This is a genomic window from Streptomyces sp. NPDC046985, assembly GCF_040644415.1.
Lineage (GTDB): Bacteria > Actinomycetota > Actinomycetes > Streptomycetales > Streptomycetaceae > Streptomyces.
Genome location: NZ_JBEYWK010000020.1, coordinates 1 through 25,871, shown reverse-complemented (window position 1 = coordinate 25,871; position 25,871 = coordinate 1). Strand labels below are relative to the sequence as shown.

Sequence of the window (25,871 nt, the reverse complement as noted above, 5' to 3'; positions counted from 1 at the left end):
CTCCTTCAGGACGACGCCGGCCGCATCTCCGTCTCCGGCAGCCTCGTACAGGCCACGACGAACAGCACCCAGCCCGCGAACGACGCCACCGCGAAGACCAGCAGGGAGTTCCACAGCCCCAGCCGCTCGCCCAGCACGCCCCCGAGGAACGCGCCGAGCGGGAACGGCCCGTACGTGAGCATCCGGTACGCGGCGGTCGCGCGGCCCAGCACGTCCGACGGGATCACCGTCTGCCGGAACGCCACGACGTGGACGTTGTAGACGGTCAGCCCGAACCCGTAGACGGCGAACGTCAGCGTCGCCAGCGCGAAGTTCCAGCCGGCGGTCGTACCGGTCGGCAGCAGGAGCATCGGCGCGATGGACGAGGCGCTGCTGGCCAGGATCAGGATCCTGGGGAACCCGAACCGGTTGCCGGCCCGCCTGGCCACCGTCGCCCCGGCGAGCGAGGCGACGCTGCCGGACGCGAGGACGAGACCGACCCCGCCCGCGTCCATGTGCAGTTCCTTGACCGCGTAGACCAGGAACAGCGTGAGGATCGCCTGTTCGCACATGTTGAACCAGCCTGCCCGCAGGCTCAGCATGCGCAGGATCCGGTTGCGCCACAGCAGCCCGAAGCCGGTGACGACGTCCGCCAGGCGCGGCCTGGCGGCCGCCTCCGGGTCGCGCGCCGGCTCCCGGTGCCGGATCAGGAACATCGCGACGAACGCCGCCAGGTAGGCCACGACGTTGGCCAGGATCGCGCACCACGCGCCCAGCATCTTGATCAGCAGGCCGCCCACGCCGGAGCCGCCGATCTGGGCGACGGCGTACGAGCCCTGAAGCTTGCTGTTGGCGTCCACGAGGTGCCGCTGCGGCACGAGCGCGGGGAGGTACGCCAGGTAGCCGACGTCGAACACCGCGGTGCCCGAGCCGACGACGAACGCGATCGCGCACAGCGCCGGGACGCTGAGGCTGTCGGTCAGGTAGAGCACCGGCACCACGGCCAGGGCCGCGGCCCGTACCAGGTTGGCCACCAGGATGATCAGCCGGCGGTCGAACACGTCGATGACCAGTCCGGCGAACGGGGTCACGCACAGCGCGGGCAGGAACTGCATCGCCGTGACGAGGCCGACCTGTGCCGGGCTGCCTCCCAGGGCGCCCAGCACCAGCAGGGGGAGGGCTAGCTGGGTCACCTGGGAGCCGAGCGCGGCGACGCTCTCGCCCGACCAGAGCTTCAGGAAGTCGTGGTTGTGCCACAGGCTCCGGCCGGTCCGGCCGGGCCCGGTAGGCGCGCTCGTCGCTCGGATCTGAGTGCTAGTCACCGCGGTACTCCTCCGTGCCGTCGTCGAGAGCGGCCAGCGCCGCCGCGGTCTCCTCCCGGGTACCGGCGAAGATCGCGTACCCGAGCCGGTCCTCCGGGCCGCGCGGCGCCCGCGCCACCGTCCCCTCGCCCGCGAAGTAGCGCAGTTCCCGCAGCGCGCCTGCCAGCGGCGGCAGGCTCGCCGTCTCCCACGTCACGGGATGGCGGAACGGCGTGCGGCCGTCTCCGACGAAGAAGCGGACAGCCGAGGACTCGGCGGCCGGAGTCCCCTGCGTGATCCGCGTCCCTGCCACCGCCGCGAGTTCCGCGGTGTTCAGGTTCCAGCCGGTGGCCAGCTCGACGAGCCGCGGGATCTGGCCGCCCGCCGGGCGCCCCGCGATCTCCATCAGGACCGGGCCCGTCTCGGTCATGCGGAACTCCGCGTGCGAGACGCCCGCCTCCATGCCGAGCGCGTCGAGCGCGCGGACCGTCGCCTCCGACAGCAGCGCGCGCTCCGCGTCCGAGACCGCCGCCGGGGAGACGTGGCCGACCTCGATGCAATACGGCGGCCTGGTCAGGTACTTGTCGGTGATCGCGAGGATCTGGGAGTCACCGGGCGCCCACGTCACCGCTTCGACGCTGTACTCCGTGCCGGTCACATAGCGGTCCACCGCGACCCGGCCGCTGGCCGCCAGCGCGGCGGCGGCCCGGAAGGCGTCGGCGAGGTCACGGGGATCGTCGACGACCTGGACCCCGCCGCTGCCGCCGTAGTCCGTCGGCTTGACGACGACCGGGAAGCGGCCGTCGGCCAGGGACACGCACTCCTCCAGCGTGCGGGCCACGCCGAGCTGCGGGGAGGGCACGCCCTGCGCCCGCAGCCGGCCGTGCATGACGCCCTTGTCGCGGAAGTGGCCGGCGGGCATCCGCGGCGCCGGCACGCCGAGCTTGCGCGCGACCTCACGGGCGATGTCGGTGGACAGCTCCTCCCAGCACAGGACCGCGTCCCACGCGAACCCGGCCGAGTTCGCCGCTTCTAGCATCGAGTCGACGGAGAAGCGGTCGCCCGCACGCCACCAGTCGCACAGGTTGGCGGGGACGCGGTGCGGCAGGTCGATGATCCCGACGAAGTGCCCCGCGTCGCGCAGCGACTTGAGTCCGAACTCCTTGTTGTCGCCGAGTCCGGCGATCAGCACCTTCACAGCGCTTCCGCCTTCCCGCCAAACACGCCGAAGCCCTGCTCCAACTGGCGGAACGCGGACTCGACCGAGCAGCGCAGCAGGCCCGCGGCGTCGAGATCCTTCACCCAGCGCTTGGCCGCGTCCAGGTCGCCGACGGCGGTGACCAACTGCATGCGGTCGGTGTTGACGAAGCAGCGGTTGGTGGGCTTGCGCGCGGTCACTCGCATGACCTCGGCGCCCTCGGGGTGCGCGGGCACCTCCACGCCCGGGATCTCGACGGACGGCAGCTCGATCGCCACCGCGCGCGTCCGCGCCTGCGGCAGCGGCTCGCCGAGCGCGGCGGCGGTGAACACCGCGTGCGGGTCGGCGCCGCTGCCGGTGGCGCCCAGGTCGGACAGGCCGCCCAGACGCGGGTTGATCTCCAGGACGACGATGTCGTCCCCGACGACCGCGAAGTCGATCTGCCACGGGCCGTACGGGGCGAAGTTGTCCTGGACGTCGTTCAGAAACGCCTCAAGACGCTCCGCGGCACGCTCCGGGAGCGCGTACGGGGTGACCCGCGCCCGCTTCGAGGGGTCGAGCCCCGCGTCCAGCGGGCCCATGGAGACGACCGGCCAGCGCATCAGCTCGCCGCCCGCGCTGATCAGCTCGATCCCGGTCTCCTCACCGACCTCGAACGCCTGCACGATCGCGGGGAACGCGAGGCCCGCTGCGAGCACCGCGTCGAGTTCCTCGGACGAGGCCGCGAAGAACCGGCCGTCGCCCGCCTGGGCTTGGGCCTCCTTGATCACCAGCGGGAAGCCCAGCTCCCGGGCGGCGCCGGCGACCTCGGAGACGTCCGCGCAGACCGCTCCCGCCGGGACCGGCCAGCCGCGCTCGACGCCGGTCTCGTGCAGCTTGACCTTGTCGCAGGCCACCTCGGCGAACTCGGCGGAGTGGGCGACGAACCGGCCGTCCCAGCGGGCGGCCGCCCGGCCGTAGACGATGGGCAACTGCTCCTGGCCGTGGGCGTACGGGTTGGCGATGGCCACGTCGGGCCGCTCGGCGTCCAGCACGCGGAGCACGTCGTCCGCGTCCCAGTCCAGGCTCAGCGGCTTGACCTCGACGCCGGCCGCGTCGAACTCGCTGGCCGCGTCGAACGCGACGGCCGAGTACACGACGAAGTCCGTGTAGCCGCGGTCGCGCAGGACCGGCAGAAACCTGGCGATCTTGTACTCGCCGAAGATCAGGGCCTTCTTCATGGGTGTGTCTCCATCTGTACGGATGGCGGGGAATGTGAAAGGGGTGAAGCGGGAAAGGGGCTGAGTGGGAAGCGGGAGGGCGCTCAGCGGGGGAGAGGGCTCAGAGGGGCAGCGGCTCGCCGAGGACGGCCGCGCCGTCGGCGAGCTTCAGCAGCCGCGCGTCGATCTCCTCGATGCCGCAGCCGGTGGCGATGACGTATCCGGCGCGGCCCAGGAACTGCCGCGGTGGCAGCCGCAGTTCGGTGCCCGGCTCACTGACCCGCCGCACCTCGCGCACCCACGGCTCGTCGGCGAGCGCGGCCGGGACCTCGATGTCCTCGAACACCAGGTCCTCGGCGGGGTAGAGGAAGCGGATGCCGACCATGTGCTCCGGCCGAGGGATCGGGTCGGGCTCGCGGCCGGTGGCGACCGCGCCGAGGAGCGCCCCGACGGACAGGCCCGGGATCGCGATCTCGGCCAGGCGCGGGATCAGCTCACCGCCGAGGCGGCCGTTGACCTCGACCACCTTGGGTCCGTCGGCGGTGAGCATCAACTCGGTGTGAGTGACCGTACGGTCGATGCCCAGCGCCCGGTGGGAGCCGATCACCACCTCGCGGACCGCGGCCTCGGTCTCGGGGTCGAGGACCGTGCCGACGACGTGCGCCACCTCCTCGAAGAACGGCGCGTAGCCGGTGCGCTTCAGCGCGATCGCGTACGGCTCGACCCTGCCGTCCAGCACCCAGCAGTCCACGCTGATCTCCGGGCCGACCAGGAACTCCTCGATGAGCACGAGGCCGTCCTCGATGGCCGCGTTCTCCGAGCTGCGGGCGAAGTCGAACGCCGCGCGCAACTCGGCCTCGGAGCGGACGATCTGGACCGCGACGCTCGCGGCCCGGCCGCGGGGCTTGACCACCACGGGGTAGCCGATGGCGCCGGCGGCCTCGACCGCCTCCCCGACGGAGCCCGCGAGGTGGAACCGGGCCGACGGCACGCCCGCCTCCTGGAAGCGCTTGCGCTGCTCCGCCTTGTCCCGGCAGGCCCGCGCCGCGTCGAGCGGCATGGTCGGCACGCCCAGCCGGGCGCCGACCGCGGCGGCCCGCGCGATCAGCATCTCCTCCCAGGTGAGGACACCGACGATGCGGTTGCCCGCGGCCAGTTCGTCGGCGGCGGCGAAGACCGCCGCCTCGTTCTGGAGGTCGGCTTCCCGGTACTCGGCCGCGTACGGAAGCTGCCAGTCCAGCGGTCGCTGTCCGATGAGGACGACGCGGTGGTGCTCCGCCAGTCCGCGCAGCGCGTACTCCCGGAAGTGCGGGTAGCCCGAGCCGATGACGAGGACGCTTTCCAACATGTGCTCACTCCTCATGAGGTCGTGGGGGTCGTGCGTTCACCCGGCGCCTCACCGGGAGGCCCGTTGCGCGTCGACGACGCGCCGGCCGCTGTCGTCTGAAGCGCCCTGCCGCTGGAGCCAGGCCGCGACGGAGGGGAACTGCACCGACAGGGCGCAGCGCAGCCGCAGCTTGAGCGGCGCCACGTTGATCTCGCCGCGGTCGTGTGCGATGGCCTGGAGCACCGCCGACGCCACCTGGTCCGGTGTGACCGCCCGCGCGCCGCGCGGCAGCGGGGCCCCGGTCCGGGCGAACATGCCCGCTTGTGCGACGAAGCCGGGCTGGATGAGCGACACCCCGACGCCGGCCGGGCGCAGGTCGAGGCGCAGGGCGTGGGCGAAGCCGCGCAGTGCGAACTTCGACGCCGTGTAGAGCGACGCGCTGGGGGTGGCGGCCTTCCCCGACATCGACCCCACGAACGCGAGATGCCCTCGGCCCGCCTCGGCCATCGCGGGCGCCAGCAGCCGGGCCAGCACGACCGCCGAGCGCAGGTTCACCGCCAAGGCGCGGTCGACCTGCTCGGGCGTGTACTCCAGCAGGTCGCCGCTGGCGGGCAGGGCGGCGTTCGCCACCAGGACCCCGGCGCCGGCGCATTCCTTCGCCAGGCGTTCCACGTCGCAGGGGTCGGCGAGGTCGGCGGCCGTCCACCGGGCGCCGAACCGGTCGGCGAGCGCGCGCAGCGCCTCGCCGTCGCGGCCGGTGACGATCAGGTCGGCGCCCGCCTCGGCGAGCCGGGCGGCGAGCGCCCGGCCTATGCCTCCGGTCGCACCGGTGAGGAGGACGGTCTCTCCGGCGATCTTCATCCTGCGGCTCCTGTGAACTCCTGGGAAGGGGAGGGCGGTTCGGGGCCCGCGGTCACCAGCGGTGGTGCACCTGGGCGCGGATCCGGCGGTCGTACAGCTCGCGCAGCAGTTCGCCGGTCTCCTCGGACAGCGGCTCCATGGACCCGACCGCGGCGTTGCAGCGGGCCTGCGCCACCGAGGTGGCGCCCGGGATGACCGTGGTGACGCCGTCCTGCTGGGTGACCCAGCGCAGGGCCAACTGCGCGGGCGTGACGCCCGCGGGCGCCAGTGCGGCGAACTCGTCGGCGGCCGCCAGACCGCTCTCGTAGTCGACGCCGGAGAAGGTCTCGCCGACGTCGAACCGCTCGCCGTGCCGGTTGTAGGCGCGGTGGTCGCTCGCGGCGAAGACCGTGTCGCGGCGGAACTTCCCCGACAGCAGGCCGGAGGCCAGCGGCACCCGGGCGATGACGCCCACGCCCGCGGCGCGGGCCGCGGGCAGCACCTGCTCCAGCGGCTTGCGCCGGAACACGTTCAGGATGATCTGCACCGACGCGACGTTCGGCCGCGCGAGGGCGGTCATCGCCTGGGCGCAGGTCTCGACGCTGACGCCGTACGCCTTGACCCGGCCCTCGTCGACCAGGGCGTCCAGGGCGTCGAAGACCGCGTCGGACGCGAACACGGCGTCCGGCGGGGTGTGGAGCTGTACGAGGTCGAGCGTGTCCATCCCCAGGTTCTCCCGGGAGCGGTCGGTCCAGGCGCGGAAGGCGTCGAGGGTGAACGTCCCCAGCTCCTGGGCGCCGCGGCGCCCCAGCTTGGTCGCCACGGTGGGCCGCTCGTCGTGCGAGGCCCGGAACTCGCGCAGGAACCGCCCGATCAGCCGCTCGCTGCGGCCGTCGCCGTAGACGTCGGCGGTGTCGACGAAGTCGACGCCCGCCAAGGCGGCTTCGTCGAGGATGGCCCGGACGTCGTGCTCGCGCACGTGGGCCCATCCGTCGCCGAACTGCCAGGCGCCGAGACCGACGACGGAGACCTTCCGCTCGGCTTTGGCAAGTAGTCGCTTTTCCACGTGCGTGCCTTCCGCGGTCGCTGGGACGAGGGGGTCATCGGGACACGGGAGAGAACAGCCCGTCGACGAGTTCGTTGGCGAACTTGCCCCCGGGGTCGGACTTCGCCAGCAGCTCCGCGAAATCGGACGCGCGGCGGTAGCAGGACCGGATGTCGGCCCCGGTCATGGTCGTGAGCTTCGCCCAGTGGGGCCGCGCGCCCAGCGGTGCCAGAAGCTCCTCCACGGCGCCGACCGCCGGCAGCACGCGAGCGGTGTCCTTGACCCAGGTGAAGTGGAACGCCACCGAGTCGCGTGCGTACGCCGGGCTCAGCCACAGGTCGTCGCCGCGCACGGTCCGGACCTCGGCCACGTGCAGAACCGGCTCCAGCAGAGCGCCGATCCCGCGCAGCGCGTCGAACGCGGCCGCGGCGGCGTCCCGCGGCAGGAAGTACTCCGACTGGAGTTCGTCGCCGGTGTCCGGGGTGGCGCCGGGACGGAAGTGCGGCAGCCGCAGATGCCATGGGCCCGGCGCGCCTAGCTGGGCCGTGCACGAGGCCGGGTCGGCCCCGGGCACCGGATGCAGCGGGCCCGGCGCGGGGGTTCCGAGGTCCAGCTCGGTCACGGGGCGGTCCGTGCGGCGCTTGAGCCACACGGACGCGTCGTCCCGCCACGTGGTGAACACGCTGACGCTGTACGCGGCGCCCGAGACCTCGTCGAAGCGGTCCCGTATCTCCTCGAGCGGCGCCGCCGTCCGCACCGACTGGGCCACCTCGAACGCCGGCTCGATCTCCAGGGTCACGCGAGCGGCGACGCCCAGCGCTCCGAGGGAGACCACCGATCCGGCGAAGGCGTCCCGGTCCACGTCGCGGCGCAGCTCGATCAGGTCGCCCTCGGGACCGACCAGTTCCAGCCCCACCACGGCGGCCGCCAGGCTCCGTTGGGCGTCACCGGACCCGTGGGTGCCGGTGGCGGTCGCTCCGGCGACGGAGAGGTCCGGCAGGGACGCCAGGTTCGCCAGCGCGTGGCCCGCCGGGTGCAGTGCCGCGGCCACGTCGGCGTAGCGCATGCCGGCGGTCACCGTGGCGGTGCCCGCCTCCGCGTCGACGTCGACGCCCGGGGGCAGCCCGTCGAGCCGCACGAACGTGCCCGCCGTCGCCAGGACTCCGCTGAAGGAGTGGCCGGCGCCGAGCGCGCGGACCCGTTCGCTGCCCGCGACGACACGCCGCAGCTCGTCGACGGAGCCAGGCCGCGCGACCGGGGCCGCGCCGAAGTCGATGTTGCCCGCCCAGTTCCTCATGACGCCGCCACCAGTCCCGTCCGGGTCCGCTCGATCATGTCGTCCGCCCGCACGAACGCGTAGCCGCGTTCCAGCAGGCCCTCGATGAGGGGCGGGAGGGAGGCCACGGTGGGCGAGCGGTCGCCGCCGCCGTCGTGGAGGAGGATCACGGAGCCGGGCCGGACCTCGGCCAGCACGTCGCGCGCGATGGCGTCGGCCTGTCGCAGAGCCCAGTCGTCCGGCGCGACGTCCCACAGCACGGTGGTGGCGTCGAGGTCCGTGAGCCAGTCCACCACCTGCGGTGTCCGCGCTCCGTACGGGGGCCTGAACAGCCGGGTCGTCTCGCCGCCGCTGGCGTCGGCGACGGCCTCCGCGGTACGGCTGATCTGCTCGGCCAGTTGGGGCCGCGTCAGCTCGGGCAGGAACGGGTGCGACCAGGTGTGGTTGCCGATGGCGTGGCCCTGCTCGCGCATCCGGGTCAGCTCCTCGGAGAACCCGCCCGCGTGGATCCCGACGCAGAAGAACGTGGCCGGGACGCCGTAGCGCTCCAGGACGTCGAGGATCTGCCCGGTGTAGGGCGGCAGCGGTCCGTCGTCGAAGGTGAGCGCGACCTCGCGGCGCCCGCGATCCCCGTGGCTGAAGAGGCGGCCCGCCCGGATCAGTTCGCGGTCCGCGTCGGCGGACGAGGCGATCTGGGCGGCCAGTTCCTCCTCACGGCCGGTCTGGGTGCCCCGGTGGGGCTCCAGCCGCACCAGGCCCCGTCCGCCGCGCAGGCTCGCGAGGGCCAGTTCCTCCGCCGGGACCGAGCCCAGCAGCGGCCGGTCCGGCAGCAGCCACGGATCGGCGCGGTGCACGCGCAGGCCGGCCGCCATCAGGCGGCCGTCCAGGGTGCCGTTGGTGCTCTCCACGACGATCCCGAGCCGGTCGCCGAGCCCGCGCAGTCGCGTGATCAGCTCGTCCGCGCGGTGCGAGGCGTAGTCGCCGGGCACGGGGACGCGGCGGCCGTCGGGGCCGACCACCGCGAGGCGGTACCCGCCCGCGTGCCAGGAGATTCCCGCGTGCAGCATCTGGTCCTCCCTCATTCGGGCCGGGTGTATTCGCTGAAGTGGTGCTCGGCGAAGAGGTCCGGCCAGTCCGCGCCGCCCAGCCCGAGCCGGCGCGCCCGCCGCAGCATCTCCCGCCAGTACGGCTTGACCGGCGGCCACAGCGCCCCCGCCTCGCAGTAGGAGGCGTCGACGAAGTAGCGCGGGCGGCCCGGGAACTGAGGCTTCGCCCGCCGGGCGTGGAACAGGGCGGAGTGCAGCAGCACGGTCGATCCGGCCGGCAGCTTCCCCAGGTAGACCTCGCGGGGCAGCACGTCGGTGCCCAGGTGGGCGCGCGCCGTCTTGTCCGCCACCTCGCGGTGCGATCCGGGCAGGACGGCCAGCCCGGCCATGTCCGGGTCGATGCCGTCGAGGTAGTGCAGCGCGTGGACCATCGTGTGGGTCCGCCGCGACGTGGAGCGCTGCTCGTAGTCGTGGTGCCACCCCTTGCCGGGGAGGTCGGGGGCGTGCCGGTCGCTGTGCATGTGGTGGAAGCCGAACCCCGGGCCGAGCAGTCGCCCGACCACGTCCAGCAGCGGCCGATGGGTCAGGAGTTCGCCGTGGCCGGGGAGGTCGAACTCCAGGACGTCCGGCGCCCCGTGGGCGGCGTGGTCGAGTACAGCGGCGATGGACCGGGCCCGCAGCCCGGTGTCGACCCAGGTGTCGACCTCCTGTTTGACCCGGGTCACCAGGTCGTTCGGGAGGAAGCCTGGCAAGACGAGGAAACCGGACCGTTCGAACTGGGCCGTCTGCGCGTCGTCGAGTGCGGGCGGCCCAGTGGAAGTGTGCAGCGTCTGCACGGACATGGGTGAGAGCTCCGTTCTTCACTGAGGAACTGGCTTGCGGCTCGATCGAAGGGCTCTGTCCAAAAAGAGTGACAGAAGTTGCCTCACTGGTCAATAATCTTGGCAACTAACATTGCCCAATGAGGCAACTGGATGCCACGGAGGCAGCATGCGAGCCGAACACCCCTTGGTCGTCCTCGTCGACGCGTACGGGACGGGCAGACACCTCCGGGCGGCCTTCGCCGGACTCGGCGCCGAAGTCGTGCACCTGTCCAGCACGCCCGAGCCGTTGAAGTCCCTGAAGGCGCCCGACCTGAGCGCCTACGCGGCGGCCCTCGTCGCCGCCGACCCCGTCGAGACCGCCCGGCGGCTCGCCGGACTGCGCCCCGCGCTCGTGGTGGCCGGGCAGGAGCCCGGCGTACCGCTCGCCGACCGCATGTCCGAGATGCTCGGCCTGCCGACCAACGGCTCCGCGCTGTCGGCGGCGCGCCGCGACAAGTACCTCATGATCGAGGCCGTACGGAAGGCCGGCGTGCGCTGCGCCCGCCAGTTCAGGTCCGACGACGCCGACGCCGTCGCCGCCTGGGCCCGGGAACAGGACGGCCGGCCGGTCGTGGTCAAGCCGCTGGCCGCCTCCGGCGCCCAGGGCGTGTCCATCTGCACCGACCCGGACCAGGCGCGCGCCGCCGCGCGGGCCGTCCTCGGCGCCGTCACCATGTACGGCGAGACCAACACCGAAGTGCTGGCGCAGTCCTACCTCGCGGGCACGGAGTACATCGTGGACACCGTCTCCTGCCGGGGAGAGCGCTACGACGCCGGGGTCTGGCGCTACGACAAGCGGCGCAGCGGCGCCCACAACGTCTCCCACCGCGACGTGCTCGTCCCGCCGGACGACCCGGTGGTCGCCGAGCTGACCGCCTGCGCGCACGACGTGCTGGACGCCCTCGGCATCGAGTTCGGCGCCGCGCACGCCGAGGTGATGATGACGCCCGAGGGACCCGCGCTCGTCGAGATCGGCGCCCGCATGAACGGGGCGATGCACCCGGACTTCGACGCCGCGTGCTGCGGCGCCGACCAGGCTCGGGCGAGCGCACTGGCCTGGCTGCGCCCGGAGGAGTTCGCCGAGGAGTTCGCGGGCCGCGCCTACCGCCGGCTCCGGGAGGCGTTCGTGTACCACGTGGCCACCGACCTCGCCGGCGTCGTGGAGTCCGTGGACGCGTCGGCCCTGGCGCGGATCCACGAGGTCGAGTCCGTACGGGCGGTCACCGTGAAGCCCGGCCCCGGCGACCGGCTCCGGCCCACCGTCGACCTGCCGTCCAGCCCGCTCACCGTGCACATGGCCCATGCCGACGCGGCGGCCCTGGCCCACGACCAGGCCCGGGTCCTGGCGCTGTCCAAGGAGGTGTTCCGGCTCGTGTAGCCGCCGGACACGCGAAAGGGAGGGGGCGGGGCGCGATATGCGCCCCGCCCCCTCCCTCTGACGCGGGCCTCAGCAGATGAGTTGACGCTGCATCAATTTATGAGCTGACGTCGCATCAGCTCACGAGAACCTGACGGATCACATAGCGGGCGTTCGCCGAGATGACCGGGTTCGTCTCGCGGTAGTAAGGCAGTTGGACGACGGCCATGGACAGCGCCCACCCGCGGCCGCGGGCCCAGGAGGCGTCGTCGGTGTCCACGGCCTCGCGGAAGACCTGCCGCGCGGCGGGGGGCAGCAGGTTCCACGCCGGGATCAGGTCGACGGCGGGATCGCCGAGACCCGCGGTCCCGAAGTCGATCACCGCGGCCAGCCGGCCGCCGTCGCCCAGCAGGTTGCTCGGCATGAGGTCGGAGTGGATCCACCGCGGCTTCCCGGACCATCCGGGGGCGGCGAGCGCCTCCTCCCAGGCGGCGAAGGCCGCTTCGGCGTCGAACGGCTCGTCCGTGTGCCGCAGTTCCTCGATCGCGTTCCGGGTCTCCTCGTCGGCGGCGGCCAGCGGTTCGCCTCGGTGCGCCGGGGGCCCGGCCCCCAGTTCCGCACCGCGCAGGGCGGTGACGAACCCCGCGAGGTCGCGGGCTAGCCGCTCGGGCGCCTCCGCCTGCCCCTCGACCAGCACTTCGCCGTCGACCCAACGGTGGACGGCCCATCCCCACGGATAGCCCTCGGCGGCTTCTCCCAGCCCGACGACCTCCGGGACGGGAACGGGCACCAGGGGCGCGATCCGCGGCAGCCAATGGGCCTCCTGCTCAAGGGTGTCGGCGCCGCCCGCGGTGAGCGGCAGCCGGACGGTCAGGTCGGCGCCGAGCCGGTAGATCGCGTTGACGGTGCCCCCGGACTCCAGGCGCCGCACCGGCAGATCGGCCCACTGGGGAAACTGTCCGCGCAGCAGCGCCCGGACGAGGTCCGCGTCGGTCTGCGCTTCGTCAGCGTGCATGGTGGCCATGGGTCGTCAGAGCCCGCCGCCGACGCCGGTCTCGCCGCCAGGGGCGCTCGTTGGGGCGGGAGGGGGCGCCGGCCAGTCGATGGTGTCGCCCCCGCCGCCCTGCCCGGCGCTGACGGCCCGGACCGAGGACGCGGCGGGCCAGTCGACGCCGGGCGCGGCGCCGGTGGCGACGGTGGCGGCCGCGGCGACGGAGAGCAGCGCTGCGGCGGAGGTGACGAGGACGCTTCTGGACATGGACGGACTCCAAACAGAGGATCCCACGGCGCGGGATCGCGATATGGGGGAGGTACCGGCACGAGATCTGCTTCAGGCGGCTCGGCCTCGTTCAACCTAGATCCTCCGAGTCCTGCTGGCAAGGTAACTTGCCAGATATTGCCAAGCTGTCCTCCGGGAGTCGGCAGGACGGGGGAGCGGCCCGTGGATTCCGCCGGGCACGCGCTCGGCACGCAGTCCGCCTACGGGTTCGGGGGGCGCTCAGCGGGCGCTGACCGGCAGCGGCGGAAACCTCAACCGGCGAGCACCCGTCGCATCCACGCCACGCGCGCCTGATGCGCGGCCCTGGAGACCACCGCGTCCGGAACCCACTCGTCGAAGCTGTGAAACGCCCCCGACCACACATGGAGTTCGGCCTCGCCGCCGGTCTGCCAGATGCGGGACGCATACGCGATCCCCTCGTCGCGCAGCGCCTCCACGGAGCCGACCTCGATGAAGGCGGGCGGGAGCCCGGACAGGTCCTCGGCCCGGCCCGGGGCCGCGTAGCAGGAGACGCCCGGCGCGCCCCGCCGCTCGCCCAGCAGGGCCGTCCACCCCGCCCGGTTGGACTCCCCGTCCCACAGCCCCACGCGCGCCATCTGCCCGGAGGAGAAGGTGTCGCACCGGTCGTCGAGCATCGGGAACTGAAGGACCTGGCCGACCGGGCGCGGTCCGCCGCGGTCCCGCGCCAGCAGTGCGAGGCCCGCGGCGAGGGCCCCGCCGGCGCTGTTGCCGCTGAGGAAGACGCGGTCCGGGTCGAGACCGAGGTCGTCGGCGTGCTCCGCCAGCCAGCACAGCCCGGCGTAGCAGTCCTCCACGGGCGCGGGGTCGGGCTGCTCGGGGGCCAGCCGGTACGCGACGGAGACCACGGCCGCCCCCAGCTCCTGCGCCCGGTCCAACTCCCCGACCAGTTCGGTGCTGCGGTGGCTGCCGGCCACCATGCCGCCGCCGTGCGTGTGGTACACGACCGGCACAGGCCCAGGGGCCGACGCCGGCCGGCAGACGAGCAGGGTGATCGCGGGGGCGCCGGCCGGGCCGTGCGCCGTGCGCTCCTCAATCTCGAACGCCCCGCCGCGGCGTATCAGCTCGTCGCTCAGCCGTCCCGAGGCGGAGCGGCGGCGCCGGTCAGGGATCAGGTCGGGGGTCAGGGGCATCGGGAGTCCGCCGAGGATCCGGCCGATCGGCCCGGCCAGCTCGGCGTCGAAGGGCGGCGGCGGAGCCTGCTGCCCGGCGTGCCGCGCGGAGGTGGAGGCGGTGGCAGTCATGGTGTGCGTGGTCCGATCTACTCGACGGGCAGCAGGACGAAGGCGTCCACCTTCAGCAGCGGATCGGGGCGGCAGAGCGCCGCGATCTGGACCACCGCGCTCGTCGGCGGCCGCTCGGTGTCGGTGAATTCCCCGCGTGCGGCCAGGATTCGGGGGACGAACGCGATGTCGGTGACGAAGCGGGTGAGCTGGAGGACGTCGTCGAACGCGGCCCCGGCGGCGGCGAGGCAGCGCTCCGTCAGATGTGGGGGAGGGGCGCCATGGCTCCGGCGGCCGTCACTTCGGGATGAGGCGCACCGGCAGCGTCTCGGGGCCGCTCACCTCGATGGACCGCAGCCGCCGTACGGGGCCGTTCTGCTCGATCCGGCCCACGGTGTCGAGCAGTTCCGTGAACAGGACGCGCATCTCGGCCCTGGCCAGCGTGCTGCCGATGCAGAAGTGCTCCCCGGCGGCCAGGGCGATGTGCCGGTTCGGGCTGCGGGTGATGTCGAAGAGACACGGATCGGTGAACACGTCCTCGTCGCGGTTGGCCGAGGGCAGCCACAGGACGACGCGGTCACCGGCCTCGATCCGCGTGCCCCGGATCTCCGCGGAGCGAGTGGCGACCCGCATGCTGTGCGTCGCGCTGGAGGTCCAGCGCAGGATCTCCTCGATCGCGCCGGCCGTCAGGCGCCGGTCGGCGGCCAGTCGCCGCCACTGGTCCGGGTGCTCCAGGAAGGCCTGCATGCCCCCGATCAGGGCCAGCCGGCCGTTCTCGGTGGCCCCGATGAGGTTCTCGCAGTTGAAGACCGCCTCCGCCTCGGTCAGCAGCTCGCCGTCCACCGTGCCGTTGACGAGGGCGCTCACCAGGTCGTCGGTCGGCTCCTCCATCCGCTGGTAGAGCAGCTCCATGAAGTACTCCACGAGCAGGGGGTGCGAGACCAGCGACGTATGGGCCTCGAACGCCTCGTTCGTCCACCGGTACAGGTCGTCGTGGTCCCGCTCGGGGATGCCCAGGATGTGGCAGATCACTGACAGCGACAGCCGCCCCGCCACGTCGTCCGCGAAATCACAGGCGCCCAGCTCCACGGCCCGCCCGAGGACGCTGCGCGTCGCTGCCCGGATGTAACCCTCCAGGCCCCGCACGGAACGGGTGTTGAACCAGTCCGCCATCAGGCCGCGCAGACGCTTGTGCCGCGGGGCGTCGGTCAGGGCGAGCGTCATCCCGCCGCCCGGGTCGTCGCCGGAGCGCAGCAGCACGCCGCGCGCCGAGCTGAAGCCGGCGGCGTCCTGGTACACCGACCGGATGTCCTCGTGACGGGTCAGCGAGAAGAACGCGGGCAGTTCCGCCGCCTCGTGGCGGTGCACCGGGGAGTGCGCGCGCATCCACCGCCACACGGCGTGCGGATCACCGCTCGCGTGCAGTTGGGGGTCGGTCAGCACGGCGGGCGATACGGCGGTCGTCGTCATGGCGTGACTCCTGGGAAGAGGGTGTGTACGCGCTTCGCGAAGCGCTGGGAGACCTCCCGCGCGGAGCTCTCCGCGGCGGCGCCGGACCGGAAGACGGTGTGGGCGAGCGGCCCGCCGTCGTCCGCTCGCCGCGGCTCGGCGCCTGCGTACCCGTGTCTCCGCCCTGTCCGAGGCCGTGGTCGCTGCGGCCGAGCGGCGCCGTCGCTCAGTCCCGGCCCGTGCTGTAGGAGGAGGTGTCGCCGCGCAGGGCCGTGCTGGGGCGGCCGTCCACGCCGACCGGGGTGGGGGCCACGACGGTGACGCGCTCGCCGCGGCGGTACTGGTTTCCGTAGTCGTAGATGGCGTAGTGCGCCGTCGACTGGTTGTCCCAGACGGCGATGTCGCCGACCCGCCACTGCCAGCGCACGGTGTGCTCCGGCTTGGTCAGGTACTCCTGCATGACCCGGATCAGGTCGCGGGAGGCCTGCGGGGCGTATCCCACCACCCGGCGGGCGAACCCGCCGAGCAGCAGCGAGCGTTCGCCCGTCTCGGGGTGGACCCGGACCGCGGGGTGCTCCGCCTCGTACGGGGTCGAGATGTAGGCCCCGCGCTCGATCACGGTGTCGTCGGTGAAGTCGCAGTCGTTGCTGTGCACGATCCGCAGCCGGTCGGCGAAGTCGCGCAGCTCCGCCGGCATGCTGGCGTACGCGGTCGCGGCGTTGGCCCACACGGTGTCGCCGCCCACCGGCGGGATCACCTTGCTGTGCAGGAACGCGAAGGCCGGCGGGCGCTCGATGAACGTGAGGTCGGTGTGCCAGTGGTTGGCGCGCGTGCCCTGCTTCGAGTCCATCTCCCGAAGATTCGGGCGGCCTTCGGGGGCGTCGTAGATCGGGTGACCGAGCGTCAGCTTGCCGAAGCGCGAGGCGAAGGCGGTCTGCGCGGCGTAGTCCAGGTCCTGGTCGCGCAGGAACACCACCTTGTGCTGGAGCAGGGCCGCGCGGACCGAGGCGATCGTCTCGTCGCTCAGCGCGTCGCCCGCGTCCACGCCGCCGATCACGGCGCCGATGTTCCCGGTCAGCGGAGTGACCGTCACACCGGTCTGCGCGTGCAGGGTTTCCGTCATGGCTCTTGCCTTTCCCCTGGGGATCCCGGTTCACCGAACGCTCCGGTGCACCGGACTGACTTTCCAATCTTGGCAAGAGATTGTCATAAGTGTGACTCTCCTGGCAATGTTGCCGGGCGTGATGCTTCCGAAGACGCGGACCGGCTCTGAGCCGTCTCGACGAACAGTGGAGGACTCCCGATGGCCACGCCGACTCCGTCCGCCCCTCCCGGGTCCCCGGCCGACGCGCTCCGCCCTGCCGGAGAAGGCGAGCCCCCGCCTGTCGGCCCGCGGCCGCCGGTACACCGGCTCGTCGCGGGATTCGCCCGGACCGCCCCCGCCCGCACCGCCGTGAGCTGCGGCGCGAGCGGCATCGCGTACGGGGACCTCGACGCCTGGGCTGCCCGCGTCGCGGCCGCGCTCACCGAGGCGGGCGTCCACCGCGGCAGACGCGTCCGCCGAACTCACCCTGCTCCTCACACTGCTGCGAACCCAGCTCCGCGCGCCGGACTTCGGCCCCGACGAGGATTTCCTGGCGCACGGCGGGGACTCGCTCGGCGCGCTGCGGATCAGCGGGACACTGCGCGAACACGGCCTGCGCCTGCGCCCGTCGGACCTCCTGACGGCGCAGGACGCACGGACCGCGGCCTCCCGCATCGTGCGGCCTTGAAGAAGCGCGCGGTCAACGAGTTCTCCTGCCTGGGCGCCAAGTCCGCACTGCGCCGCCAGAGCCTGCGCCAGGTACACGTGGGAGTCATGGGCACCGACAGCGCGACGGCCGAACTTCACGCCGCTCTCACGGAGTTCGTCGCCAACGACCTCAACCCTGAGCAGAACTTCGCGACCGTGGTCGCCGTCTTCGAGGGCCCGCTCGCACTGCCGGAGCCCGACGCGTGAACGACCCGCACGCCCGCGTCCTCAGCGTCAACGCCGGCCGGGCCCGCGCGGTGCCGTACACGGACGCCCCCGGCGGCGCGACGGGGATCGACGAACACCCGGTGGACGGACCGGTCCGGGTGGCCCCGGCAGGGTCGCCCGGCGTCGGGGGCAGCGGAGTGCGCGGTGACGCGATGTGCGACCTGCGCTCCCACGGCGGCGCCGACCGCGCCGTGTACGCCTTCGCCCGGGAAGACCTGGACGACTGGCAGCAGGAGCTGGACCGCCCCCTCGATGGAACGCGAACAACGGGAGATCGCCCAGCAGTACGCCGCTAAATACGCCACCCGCGCCACCGGCTAGGCGGCCCGGGAGCCGGGACGTTCAGCACTCGGTGAGCAGGTTGTTCTTGGTGACGACATTGAGAGAGAGGGTGCGGTAGCCGACGGTGTCGAACAGCACGGTCAGGCGTTCCTCCTCCTCGCTCATGACCGAGCCTTGCCCCCAGTGTTCGTGCCGGACGTGGGTGCCGGGCGCGAAGGGATGCTGGTTCTCGCCGGCCGGGGGAGACGCGGGCCTGGGGAGCCGACCGCCGGTGCCGGCCAGGACGGTGGGGCCGCCCTCTGCTCCTTCCTGGACCAGTTCGGCCGCCGCGCACCGGTCGCAGGCGCCGCACGCCTCGCGGTCGTCGACTTGGCCGAAGTAGCCCAGCAGGAACCGGCGCCGACACCCGGTGGTCTCGGCGTAGCCTCGCATCATGTCGACGCGGGAACGCTCGAGTTGCTGGTGGGCGTCGCCCAGTTCGATCGCCTGCTGTGCCGCACGGGCCGCACTCGTGGCGCCGGTGGGTTCCAGGTCGCCGTCGTCGGTGGTGCGGACGGCGTCGACCTGCTCCAGGAGGTTGACGACGGCCGTCAGGCGGCTGGCCGTCAGGTGGGTCTCTTCCCGCAGCTCGGTGGGCGCGACGGGCCCGTCGTGTTCTTCCAGGGTGCTCGCGACCTGAGTCACGGTGTCCGGGTCAGGGCGGCCCGCGGCGAAGAAGCGCTGCATGCCGAGATCCTGAGCGCGGTAGGCCAGGATCGCGCGGGAGTCCTCGCCGTCGCGGCCGGCGCGGCCGATCTCCTGGTAGTAGGCGTCCAGGGAGCCGGGGACGGAGGCGTGCAGCACGAAGCGGACGTCCGGCTTGTCGATGCCCATGCCGAAGGCGGACGTCGCCACGACGACGTCCAGTTCGCCCGCCATGAAGCGGTCGTGCACACTGCCCCGCTCCCGCGCGGGCAGCCCCGCGTGGTAGGCAGCCACGTCCAGACCGAGCTGGCTCAGCTCCTCGGCGTACTCCTCGGCCTCTCGGCGGGTGGCCGCGTACACGAGGCCTGGCTTGACCTCCGCCGCGGCGCGCTCGATCACGGCGCGCTTCTTGACCGCCGCGTCCCGGAAGGGGATCACTTCCAGGTGGATGTTGGGGCGGTCGAAGCCGGTGACGACCTCGCGCACGTCCCGCATGCCGAGCTGCGCGACGATGTCCGCCCGCACCGGCGCGGCGGCACTCGCCGTCAGAGCGAGCACGGGGGGCCGGCCGAGCCGGTCGATGACCTGCCCGAGCCGCAGGTACTCCGGACGGAAGTCGTGACCCCAGGAGGACACGCACTGGGCCTCGTCGACCACGAACAAGGCCGGCTCGGCGGCCGCGAGCTGCTCGATCACCTCGTCCTTGGCCAGTTGTTCGGGCGCCAGGAAGAGAAAGTCGACGTCACCCTCGCTGATCCGGTCCCAGACCGCCGCGTTCTCGCTGCCGCTCTGGGTCGAGTTCACCGCGGCCGCTTCCGCGCCCTCCCGGCGCAGCAGCCCTTGGACCTGATCCCGCTGCAAAGCGATGAGCGGCGACACTACGACGGTCGGTCCCGGCAGCAGCAGGCCCGGTACCTGGTAGACGGCCGACTTCCCGGATCCGGTCGGCATCACCACCAGGGTGTCGCGCCGCTCCATCACCGCCTCCATCGCCACCAACTGCTCCGGCCGCAGTCGCTCCCAGCCGAAGACATCACGCGCGCTCTTCCGCAGACGCCGCGCCGACGCAGTAGTCATCGTGATCACCTTGTGTTTCCCGCCCTGGGCAGACCACTGGAGTCGGCGCCCGAGTGACCAACCGATACCCCCTCGATGAGGGTCTAGCGCTCCCGGAAGTCGCAGATTGGGAAGGGGAACGGAGCCCTGGCCCGGCTGTGCGGCCTCCTTACGGCTCGAAGTGCGGCCTCCCTGCGGCTCGATGTCGAAAGGTTGAGTGCGGCCAGCGAGCAGGACCCGGTCGCGCGCCAGAGCCGCGCTTCACTCCTCGTCCCGCAGCCGGGACGCAAGCGAGGTCAGCGGCTCGGCCTCGTCGGTGCGACCGTGCGCGGTCAGCAGGGAGACCGCCGCGTCGAGCCGGGCGAGGGCTTCGGCCGGGCGCTCCTGGTAGACGCCCTCGACGACACCCGCGAGGCGGACGCACTCGGCCCACTCGCCGGCGTGGTCGTCCTCCGCTCCCGGCTCACCGAGCAGCACGAGGGTCTTGTCCAGCGCGGCCAGTGCGTCGTCGTACGCCCCGGCGTAGGCGTTGACCCGGCCGTACTCGTAGGCCAGGGCGGTGTCCAGGGAACGGCCGCGTGCCTGGTGACCGGCGGTGCGGGCCTCGTCGGCGATCCGGCCTGCCGCGGCGAGGTGGGCGAGGGCGTCGGGCAGGCCCTCGGCGCCCTGGCTCTGGGACCGCAGGCGCGCGAGTTCCCGCAGGCAGCCGCTGAGCTGCTCGTAGCGCGGGGCGCGGGCGTGCGCGGCGAGCGCCTGGTCCGCGACGTCGCTGGCCCGGCCGAAGTCGCCGGACTCACCGAGAAGGACGGCGGTCCTCGCGGCGATCACGGCGTGGCTTCCGGGATCGTCGTCCCAGTCGGCGGACTCGGCCGCGAGGACGGCCAACTCGGCCGTGGCGGCCTTGAGGTCGCCTCCCTGGTGCAGGGCGTCGGCGCGGGTCAGGCGCAACTGGGCGGCGAGCCGGTCGTCCAGTTCTCCGGCGGCGACGGCCGGTTCGGCCAGCAGGGAGTCGAGCAGCGCGATGCAGTCCTCGACGCGGCCCAGGTCGAGGCTGAGCCGCGCCGCGTCGTTGTAGGCGCAGAACGCCTGCGTCCGGCTGCCGTGGCGCAGGTCCAGCTCGGCCGAGCGGGTCAGGCGCCGCAGTGCCTCGTCGGGGTGGCCGAGACGCATGCACGCCTCGGCGAGGTCGGCGTGGAGGCGGGCGGCGCCGGATGCGACCGCCGGCCAGTCGGCGGCCAGGCGCACCCCCTCGGTCAGGTCTGCGTGGGCGCCCTGCGCGTCGCCGAGGCCGAGCTGGATGCGGCCGCGCAGGCGGAGGGTACGGGGCAGGTGCCAGGCGGGACCGTCCGCCCTCAACCGGTCGAGGAGGCCGTCGATCTCGGTGAGCGCGGCGGGCAGGTCACCGGAGAGGGCGTGGGCGCTGGTCCGCAGCAGCAGCGCGCCGGAGACCTGGCCGGCGATGTCGTGCCGGACGGCGAACGCGTGCAGCAGGTCCGCCTCGGCCAGGACCGGCGCGACGTGCTCCTCGTCCCTCGTCACCTGGAGCCGCAGGCCGAACGCGGTCGCGCGCAGCCGCAGCAGGCGGGCCTCCTGGTGCGGCGTGAGGCCGGGCGTCTCCTCCCGCAGGCGGACCGCGGTGGCGTGGGCGGCGCTCAGCGCGGCTGCCGTCGCCTCGGCCGCGCCGTCGCCCGGCGCCGCGATCTCGGCGGTGGCGAGGACGGCGGCGGCGCGGCAGACCGCCGCCCGCCCCGGCTCTCCGGCCTCGTCGTACAGGTCCGCCGCCTCCTCCTGGAGAGCGGCGGCGACGGCGGACTCGTCCCTCTCGCCCGCCTGGCTCGCCTCGTCGGCCAGCAGGTCCGCGCGCAGCCGGGCGAGGGGACCGACGGCGGGATCGTCGGGGTGGGTGTAGCCGGGGGCGGCGAGCAGCGTGCGCAGCCGTGCCCAGCGGGCAGCCGCGTCCGGGTGCCCCTCGTCGTCCAGTTCCCGTGCCTCCCTGATGAGTTCGCGGAGGTCGTCGGGGACGGCGGAGGCCGTGCGGGCGGCAGGCGCGACGGCCGGGGCAGCCGGGGTGACGTCGTCGAGGCCGCGGGTGCGCAGGGTCAGTTCCAGCGCGTCCAGGAGCGGGGCGCGCTCGAGGCGGGCCCGACGGCGGTCGGTGTGGGCGGCGGTCGTGTTGCGGGCGTCGAAGCGGGCGGCCAGGTCGTCGGCGCGGCCTCGCACCTCGGCGCGCAGGCCGGCCACCGTCCAGGTGCGGCCCGCGTATCCGGCGGCGGGCAGCCCGCCGTGGCCGAGCGATTCCACGCGCTGGAGGAGGACCTCCACACCGGTGAGGAAGTCGAGCAGGTCGGCCGGCGAGTCCACCTCGCCGAACAGGCTCCGGTTCTCCGCCAGCAGCTCCAGACCGCGGGCCTCGTTGCCGGTCAGGGCGCAGAACTCCAGGTGCCGGCCGACTTCGCGGGACATCGAGGGGTTGCGGCGGCAGCGGCGGTAGCCGGCGAGGTGCAGTTCACGGGCCCGGTCGGCGCGACCGGTGCGCAGCAGGGGAAGCAGCGCGTACGAGACGGAGCGGGCCGGCTCCTCCTGGCAGGACTCCTTCCCCGCGAGGACCGGCTCCCAGGCGTTCAGCGCCCGCTCGTCATGGCCCGCCGTGAGGTGGTACAGGGCGCGCTCGCAGATCTCGCACGCCTCGCAGTCGCTGAGCGGGGTGCGGGCACGGCCGGCCCACAGCTCGAAGGCGGGGGCCGCGTCCTCACCCGTGTGGGCGGCGAGCTGGTACGCCTGTCCGTAGTAGGGCTGAAGGCCCAGGCCGGCCTTCTCGTACCGGTCGCGCATCTCCGTCAGCCACTGACGCAGGGCGGCGAGCGGGATCTCGGGCAGCGCGCGCAGGGCGGTCGCCACCCACTTGAACCGCCAGAGCAGCGTGCGGTGCAGGCGCTCGTCGAAGACGTCGGGCTGCTCGTCGTACAGGGTGAGCAGACGGGCGAAGACGACCGGCGACTTCCGCGGTTCGGAGCCGTAGGTGTACGCCTCCTGGAGTTCGAGGAGCGCGTGGACGAGCGGCAGGGGCTCGTGGAACTGCTCGGCCGCGTCGACGAGTTCCTCGGCGCTGACGGTGCGGACGCGCCCGTAGGGGCGCTTGTCGTTCTCCTGGAGCGCCTCGTACAGCTCGTCGGTGGTCTGGGGTGCGGTCGGCATCGTCATCTGTCCTTGCGCAGGGCGTGGGCGAGAAGGTCGAGGAAGGAGCGGTTGATGAGGCTCGACTCGGCGGGCCGCAGCGGGCGCCGGGACAGCAGCGCGGCCTGCCCGTAGAGGGCTTCCGCGCTGGTGCGGGCCAGCTCGGGCTCGTCGATGGCGACGGCGGTGCGGACCAGCGGGTTGAGCTGGTTGAGGATCAACTGGGCCTGGGGCGCCTCTTGGCGCAGGGCGCCGAGGATGTCGCCCCACAGGCCGCCCTCCTGCTCGCGGGCGAGCCGGGAGCGGGTGCGCTCGTGCCGGGCCTCGCGGCTGTCGACGAGCAGGGCGGGCGCGGAGGCGGGCTGGAAGGTGCGCAGCGCGACATCGCAGTCGAAGGCGGCGAGAGCGTCGCGGGCCTGCGCGAGGTAGGCCGCGGCGGCCAGCTCCGTCTCCCGGTCGACGGAGTCGAGGTGGGCGGTGAGGGTGGCCGGGTCGAGGTCGGCGACGGCGGTCCCGGACCTGATCTCGGGCAGCCGGTGGACCAGTTCGCGGTCGTAGGTGTAGCCGCCGTTGACGACGCCGAGCCCGGCGGCCGAGGCGATCGCCGCGACCTGCCGGAACTCCTCCACGCTCGACGTCACCAGCACGGTGCGGTGGGTGCGCGCGAACTCGTCGAGCGTGGCGTGCCCGTCGGTGGTCTCGAACGGCAGCCAGGGCAGCAGCATCCGCAGGATCTCGTCGTCGTGCACCGCGAGCGACTTCACGGCCAGGTGGTGGGCCCGCAGGAAGCGGGCGAGCAGGTCCGGGTCGCTGGCGGCGGTCCGGGCGATCCAGGCGCGCAGCCGGTCGGCGAGGGCGTCGCGGACGGCGGCGAGCGTGTCGTCCTCGTACAGGGACTCGCGGGACGCCGTCGGGCGCAGGTTCTCGGCGTCGACGACGCAGCGCACGAAGAACGCCCAGTCGGGCAGGATCTCCTCGGCCTGCTCGGACAGCAGCATGCCCTTGACGTGCACGCGGTGGCCGTGGCGGCGGCTTGCCGGCGCCGTCTCGGGCAGCACGCACGCGATGCCCTTCAGGCCCACGGCCGGCAGGTCCAGCTCGATGGTGTCCAGCGGGGCGAACCCGAGGACCTCCTCGCCGTAGGCGGCCAGCGCGCGGGCGCGGGCGCCGGGCGTGGGGTGCGTACGGGCCCAGGGGGCGGGCTCGGGGTTGACGGGCGCGCCGGCGCCGTCGGCGCGGTCCGCGAAGGTCACCGGGTGCCGCAGCAGGGAGCCGAAGTGCCGGGCCAGCGCGTGCACTCGCTCCGGCGCGGTCCACTCGACCGCGTCGGAGCGCGGCGTCAGGGTCACGGTGGTGCCGGGCCGGGGGCGGGCGGTGGCGGGCAGGGAGCGGACGGTGTAGCTGCCGTCGCCGCGTCCCCGCCACTCCACGACGGGGGCGTCGGGGGTGCGGGCGGAACGGCTCAGGACGTGGATCTCGTCCGCGACCAGGAAGCAGGAGAGCAGGCCGATCCCGAACTGGCCGATGAAGTCGCCGCGTTGCTCGGCGATGCGTTCGGCGCGTTTGCTGCTGCGGCCGATCGTGGCGAGGAAGGTGTGCACGTCGGCCTCGGTGAGACCGACGCCGTCGTCCTCGACGCGCACGACCGAGCCGTCGGCGTACAGCCGGATGCCGAAGTCAGCCTGGGCCGAGGCCGGTTCGAGGGCGTGTCGGGCGGTCAGGGCGTCCACCGCGTTCTGCATGAGTTCACGCAGGTAGACCCGGGGGCTGGAGTAGAGGTGGTGGGAGAGGAGGTCGACCAGGCCGCGCAGGTCCACCTGGAAGGTGCGGTCGGCGCCGGCCGGGGGCGTGGAGGTGTCGGGAAGAGTCATTGCGAAGTCCGGGGTGGGGTCGTCGAAGGACGACTGGCGGAGTGGGTGCGCTAGGAGCGGCTGGTGGCGCGCGGGGCGCGGGGAACGGTTTGGCCCGCGGGCTCAGGCGCGGCGCCGGTAGTGCGTGTACCTCTGCTCGGGCTGGGCCATGTAGTCCCACGGCCGCGGAGTGTAAGCGCCGTCCAGTTCGTGAAAGACACGCGGCGCCACGACGTCCTCGCCGGCCAGCGACAGGGCCATGGCGAAGACGTTGAAGTCCTGCTGCCAGCCTGGGAACCGCTGGTAGGCGGGATTGAGGATGCTGTGCTCGGCCGCCTCCCGCAGTTCGGTCTGGATGTGCCCCGCGTCCAGGCAGCCCTTGTCGTCGGACTCTACCCAGTCCTCGATGTGCGCCATGGCGAGCACACAGCCGAGGCGATGGCCCTCGGGCGCGCTGTGGAACGCCTTGCGCGCGAACGCCAGGGCCTGGCCGGGCTCGCCGCTCCACCGGGGTTGCAGGTACGACACCCACTCCATGTGGGTCTCCAGGTCCAGCGGGTCGCGGCGCAGGGCGGCGTCGCGCCGGACCTTGTTGACGTCGGGGCCGAGCGACATGCCGCGGCCGGACGTGAGGAGACGGCGCCACGGGGTGACCCACTCAGGGCGCAGTTCGGCGGCTTCCAGGAGGTGTTCTTCGGCGACGCGCAGCCGCTCGTAGAAGACCTGCCACTGTTCCCGCGAGACGTTCACGGCCCGGTCGCCGGTGCGCGCCTCCCAGCCCCAGATGACGTGCCGTGCCCCGGAGATCAGCAGGGCCGTCGCCCGGTGTTCCGCGTCCTCCTCGGCGGCCCGGCCGATCCAGTCCTGCACCCCTGCCACGTCGGACAGTTCGCTCAGGATCTGGTGGTTGCGGCCGAGGTCGAAGGGGACGAGCGCGGCCTTGACCGCGTCCCAGTCGCCCTCTTCGGCCGCCCCCAGCAGCGCGGCCACCCGCAGGTCCCCGAGCGCGGACAGCTCGTAGGTCCCGCCGCCGCGGCGCCGTACGGGCATCGCGTGCGGATCAAGCACCGCCGCCCCCTTGCCACTCCCCCCGAACAGCCTGCCGAACATGCCACACCCTCCCCTGGTGCCGGTGATCGTCCGGGGCAGCATAGACGGCGCCATCGCCCGCCTGGCCACGGGGTTTTCGCGGGGCGGGGGGCGGGCGGCTGAGGCGGGAGCGCGGGGTCGGCCGCGGCGGGGTCGGTGCGGGGGTTGCGCGGGGTGCCCGCGCCCGGCTCCGTGTGGTGGGGCGGGGGCTGTGGGGTTGCTGGGTGGGGGTTTAGGTGGTGGGTGCGGGGTGGCGGGTGGTGTGGGTGGGGGTGGGGGTGGGGGTTTCGGTGGTGGGGGCTTGGGTGGTCTCGGT

At 73.3% G+C, this 25,871-nt stretch carries 22 protein-coding genes and 1 pseudogene; 4 read left to right on the top strand and 19 right to left on the bottom strand.

Going from position 1 to position 25,871, the window contains the following annotated elements; genetic code table 11:
* Positions 1 to 5: 5 nt before the first annotated feature.
* The 9 genes from ABZ861_RS24290 to ABZ861_RS24250 all read right to left on the bottom strand — a co-directional run bounded on the left by ABZ861_RS24290 (position 6) and on the right by ABZ861_RS24250 (position 10,053).
* On the bottom strand, positions 6 to 1,301 hold the full coding sequence (locus ABZ861_RS24290) for an MFS transporter (protein WP_361633624.1): 1,296 nt from the start codon (positions 1,299 to 1,301) through the stop codon (positions 6 to 8).
* On the bottom strand, positions 1,294 to 2,478 hold the full coding sequence (locus ABZ861_RS24285; protein WP_361633621.1) for an ATP-grasp domain-containing protein: 1,185 nt from the start codon (positions 2,476 to 2,478) through the stop codon (positions 1,294 to 1,296). The genes ABZ861_RS24290 and ABZ861_RS24285 overlap by 8 nt, the downstream gene beginning before the upstream one ends.
* On the bottom strand, positions 2,475 to 3,698 hold the full coding sequence (locus ABZ861_RS24280) for an ATP-grasp domain-containing protein (protein ID WP_361633618.1): 1,224 nt from the start codon (positions 3,696 to 3,698) through the stop codon (positions 2,475 to 2,477). Before ABZ861_RS24280 ends, ABZ861_RS24285 begins: the two co-directional genes overlap by 4 nt.
* Before the next feature lie 100 nt (positions 3,699 to 3,798).
* The gene (locus ABZ861_RS24275) at positions 3,799 to 5,025 is read right to left on the bottom strand and encodes an ATP-grasp domain-containing protein (protein WP_361633615.1); all 1,227 of its coding nucleotides are present in this window, start codon (positions 5,023 to 5,025) and stop codon (positions 3,799 to 3,801) included.
* A gap of 48 nt (positions 5,026 to 5,073) precedes the next feature.
* Positions 5,074 to 5,865, bottom strand: coding sequence for an SDR family NAD(P)-dependent oxidoreductase (locus ABZ861_RS24270; protein WP_361633612.1), 792 nt, complete (start codon positions 5,863 to 5,865; stop codon positions 5,074 to 5,076).
* A gap of 52 nt (positions 5,866 to 5,917) precedes the next feature.
* Positions 5,918 to 6,910: an aldo/keto reductase gene (locus tag ABZ861_RS24265; protein WP_361633609.1), complete on the bottom strand. Its 993-nt coding sequence runs from the start codon at positions 6,908 to 6,910 to the stop codon at positions 5,918 to 5,920.
* Between the two features lie 34 nt (positions 6,911 to 6,944).
* Positions 6,945 to 8,186: an FAD-binding protein gene (locus tag ABZ861_RS24260; protein WP_361633606.1), complete on the bottom strand. Its 1,242-nt coding sequence runs from the start codon at positions 8,184 to 8,186 to the stop codon at positions 6,945 to 6,947.
* Complete coding sequence (locus ABZ861_RS24255; protein ID WP_361633603.1) at positions 8,183 to 9,232, bottom strand: polysaccharide deacetylase family protein; 1,050 nt, start codon at positions 9,230 to 9,232, stop codon at positions 8,183 to 8,185. The genes ABZ861_RS24260 and ABZ861_RS24255 overlap by 4 nt, the downstream gene beginning before the upstream one ends.
* Before the next feature lie 11 nt (positions 9,233 to 9,243).
* A complete protein-coding gene (locus ABZ861_RS24250) occupies positions 9,244 to 10,053 on the bottom strand; it encodes a phytanoyl-CoA dioxygenase family protein (RefSeq protein ID WP_361633600.1) in 810 nt (269 codons plus the stop codon).
* A 148-nt stretch (positions 10,054 to 10,201) separates the two neighbouring features.
* On the opposite strand from ABZ861_RS24250, the gene ABZ861_RS24245 reads away from it, so the two are divergent.
* Positions 10,202 to 11,452: an ATP-grasp domain-containing protein gene (locus ABZ861_RS24245; RefSeq protein ID WP_361633597.1), complete on the top strand. Its 1,251-nt coding sequence runs from the start codon at positions 10,202 to 10,204 to the stop codon at positions 11,450 to 11,452.
* 115 nt (positions 11,453 to 11,567) lie between these two features.
* Here ABZ861_RS24245 and ABZ861_RS24240 read toward each other — a convergent pair whose 3' ends face one another.
* From ABZ861_RS24240 to ABZ861_RS24215, 6 genes are all read right to left on the bottom strand, one after another.
* Positions 11,568 to 12,446: an aminoglycoside phosphotransferase family protein gene (locus tag ABZ861_RS24240; protein ID WP_361633594.1), complete on the bottom strand. Its 879-nt coding sequence runs from the start codon at positions 12,444 to 12,446 to the stop codon at positions 11,568 to 11,570.
* A gap of 15 nt (positions 12,447 to 12,461) precedes the next feature.
* The gene (locus ABZ861_RS24235) at positions 12,462 to 12,689 is read right to left on the bottom strand and encodes a hypothetical protein (protein WP_361633591.1); all 228 of its coding nucleotides are present in this window, start codon (positions 12,687 to 12,689) and stop codon (positions 12,462 to 12,464) included.
* A 272-nt stretch (positions 12,690 to 12,961) separates the two neighbouring features.
* Complete coding sequence (locus tag ABZ861_RS24230) at positions 12,962 to 13,972, bottom strand: alpha/beta hydrolase (protein WP_361633588.1); 1,011 nt, start codon at positions 13,970 to 13,972, stop codon at positions 12,962 to 12,964.
* 17 nt (positions 13,973 to 13,989) lie between these two features.
* Positions 13,990 to 14,214 carry a Rid family hydrolase gene (locus tag ABZ861_RS24225; RefSeq protein WP_361633938.1) on the bottom strand — a complete coding sequence of 75 codons (225 nt, stop codon included), beginning with the start codon at positions 14,212 to 14,214 and terminating at the stop codon, positions 13,990 to 13,992.
* Between the two features lie 34 nt (positions 14,215 to 14,248).
* Positions 14,249 to 15,421, bottom strand: a complete 1,173-nt coding sequence (locus ABZ861_RS24220) for a cytochrome P450 (RefSeq protein WP_361633585.1) — start codon at positions 15,419 to 15,421, stop codon at positions 14,249 to 14,251.
* Positions 15,422 to 15,626: 205 nt separating this feature from the next.
* On the bottom strand, positions 15,627 to 16,523 hold the full coding sequence (locus ABZ861_RS24215; protein ID WP_361633582.1) for a TauD/TfdA family dioxygenase: 897 nt from the start codon (positions 16,521 to 16,523) through the stop codon (positions 15,627 to 15,629).
* A 379-nt stretch (positions 16,524 to 16,902) separates the two neighbouring features.
* Between ABZ861_RS24215 and ABZ861_RS24210 the strand changes: the two genes are divergently transcribed.
* The 3 genes and pseudogenes from ABZ861_RS24210 to ABZ861_RS24200 all read left to right on the top strand — a co-directional run.
* Complete coding sequence (locus tag ABZ861_RS24210) at positions 16,903 to 17,172, top strand: acyl carrier protein (RefSeq protein ID WP_361633936.1); 270 nt, start codon at positions 16,903 to 16,905, stop codon at positions 17,170 to 17,172.
* Complete coding sequence (locus ABZ861_RS24205; protein ID WP_361633579.1) at positions 17,169 to 17,399, top strand: YqcI/YcgG family protein; 231 nt, start codon at positions 17,169 to 17,171, stop codon at positions 17,397 to 17,399. Before ABZ861_RS24210 ends, ABZ861_RS24205 begins: the two co-directional genes overlap by 4 nt.
* A pseudogene (locus ABZ861_RS24200) lies at positions 17,396 to 17,671 on the top strand (MOSC domain-containing protein); the annotation flags it as partial. The gene ABZ861_RS24205 and the pseudogene ABZ861_RS24200, both read left to right, overlap by 4 nt.
* Positions 17,672 to 17,762: 91 nt before the next feature.
* Here the strand turns inward: ABZ861_RS24200 and ABZ861_RS24195 are convergent.
* The 4 genes from ABZ861_RS24195 to ABZ861_RS24180 form a co-directional block, all read right to left on the bottom strand.
* Positions 17,763 to 19,463, bottom strand: coding sequence for a RecQ family ATP-dependent DNA helicase (locus tag ABZ861_RS24195; RefSeq protein WP_361633576.1), 1,701 nt, complete (start codon positions 19,461 to 19,463; stop codon positions 17,763 to 17,765).
* A gap of 240 nt (positions 19,464 to 19,703) precedes the next feature.
* Positions 19,704 to 22,637, bottom strand: coding sequence for a hypothetical protein (locus ABZ861_RS24190; RefSeq protein WP_361633573.1), 2,934 nt, complete (start codon positions 22,635 to 22,637; stop codon positions 19,704 to 19,706).
* 2 nt (positions 22,638 to 22,639) lie between these two features.
* Positions 22,640 to 24,487, bottom strand: coding sequence for an HSP90 family protein (locus ABZ861_RS24185; RefSeq protein WP_361633570.1), 1,848 nt, complete (start codon positions 24,485 to 24,487; stop codon positions 22,640 to 22,642).
* 102 nt (positions 24,488 to 24,589) lie between these two features.
* Positions 24,590 to 25,576, bottom strand: a complete 987-nt coding sequence (locus ABZ861_RS24180; protein ID WP_361633567.1) for a hypothetical protein — start codon at positions 25,574 to 25,576, stop codon at positions 24,590 to 24,592.
* Positions 25,577 to 25,871: the final 295 nt, after the last annotated feature.

Bases quoted from the DNA above. Each gene is read 5' to 3' on its own strand.
- ABZ861_RS24280 (WP_361633618.1), bottom strand. From the start codon at position 3,698: ATGAAGAAGGCCCTGATCTTCGGCGAGTACAAGATCGCCAGGTTTCTG.
- ABZ861_RS24275 (WP_361633615.1), bottom strand. From the start codon at position 5,025: ATGTTGGAAAGCGTCCTCGTCATCGGCTCGGGCTACCCGCACTTCCGG.
- ABZ861_RS24270 (WP_361633612.1), bottom strand. From the start codon at position 5,865: ATGAAGATCGCCGGAGAGACCGTCCTCCTCACCGGTGCGACCGGAGGC.
- ABZ861_RS24260 (WP_361633606.1), bottom strand. From the start codon at position 8,186: ATGAGGAACTGGGCGGGCAACATCGACTTCGGCGCGGCCCCGGTCGCG.
- ABZ861_RS24255 (WP_361633603.1), bottom strand. From the start codon at position 9,232: ATGCTGCACGCGGGAATCTCCTGGCACGCGGGCGGGTACCGCCTCGCG.
- ABZ861_RS24250 (WP_361633600.1), bottom strand. From the start codon at position 10,053: ATGTCCGTGCAGACGCTGCACACTTCCACTGGGCCGCCCGCACTCGAC.
- ABZ861_RS24245 (WP_361633597.1), top strand. From the start codon at position 10,202: ATGCGAGCCGAACACCCCTTGGTCGTCCTCGTCGACGCGTACGGGACG.
- ABZ861_RS24240 (WP_361633594.1), bottom strand. From the start codon at position 12,446: ATGCACGCTGACGAAGCGCAGACCGACGCGGACCTCGTCCGGGCGCTG.
- ABZ861_RS24235 (WP_361633591.1), bottom strand. From the start codon at position 12,689: ATGTCCAGAAGCGTCCTCGTCACCTCCGCCGCAGCGCTGCTCTCCGTC.
- ABZ861_RS24230 (WP_361633588.1), bottom strand. From the start codon at position 13,972: ATGACTGCCACCGCCTCCACCTCCGCGCGGCACGCCGGGCAGCAGGCT.
- ABZ861_RS24220 (WP_361633585.1), bottom strand. From the start codon at position 15,421: ATGACGACGACCGCCGTATCGCCCGCCGTGCTGACCGACCCCCAACTG.
- ABZ861_RS24215 (WP_361633582.1), bottom strand. From the start codon at position 16,523: ATGACGGAAACCCTGCACGCGCAGACCGGTGTGACGGTCACTCCGCTG.
- ABZ861_RS24195 (WP_361633576.1), bottom strand. From the start codon at position 19,463: ATGACTACTGCGTCGGCGCGGCGTCTGCGGAAGAGCGCGCGTGATGTC.
- ABZ861_RS24190 (WP_361633573.1), bottom strand. From the start codon at position 22,637: ATGCCGACCGCACCCCAGACCACCGACGAGCTGTACGAGGCGCTCCAG.
- ABZ861_RS24185 (WP_361633570.1), bottom strand. From the start codon at position 24,487: ATGACTCTTCCCGACACCTCCACGCCCCCGGCCGGCGCCGACCGCACC.
- ABZ861_RS24180 (WP_361633567.1), bottom strand. From the start codon at position 25,576: ATGTTCGGCAGGCTGTTCGGGGGGAGTGGCAAGGGGGCGGCGGTGCTT.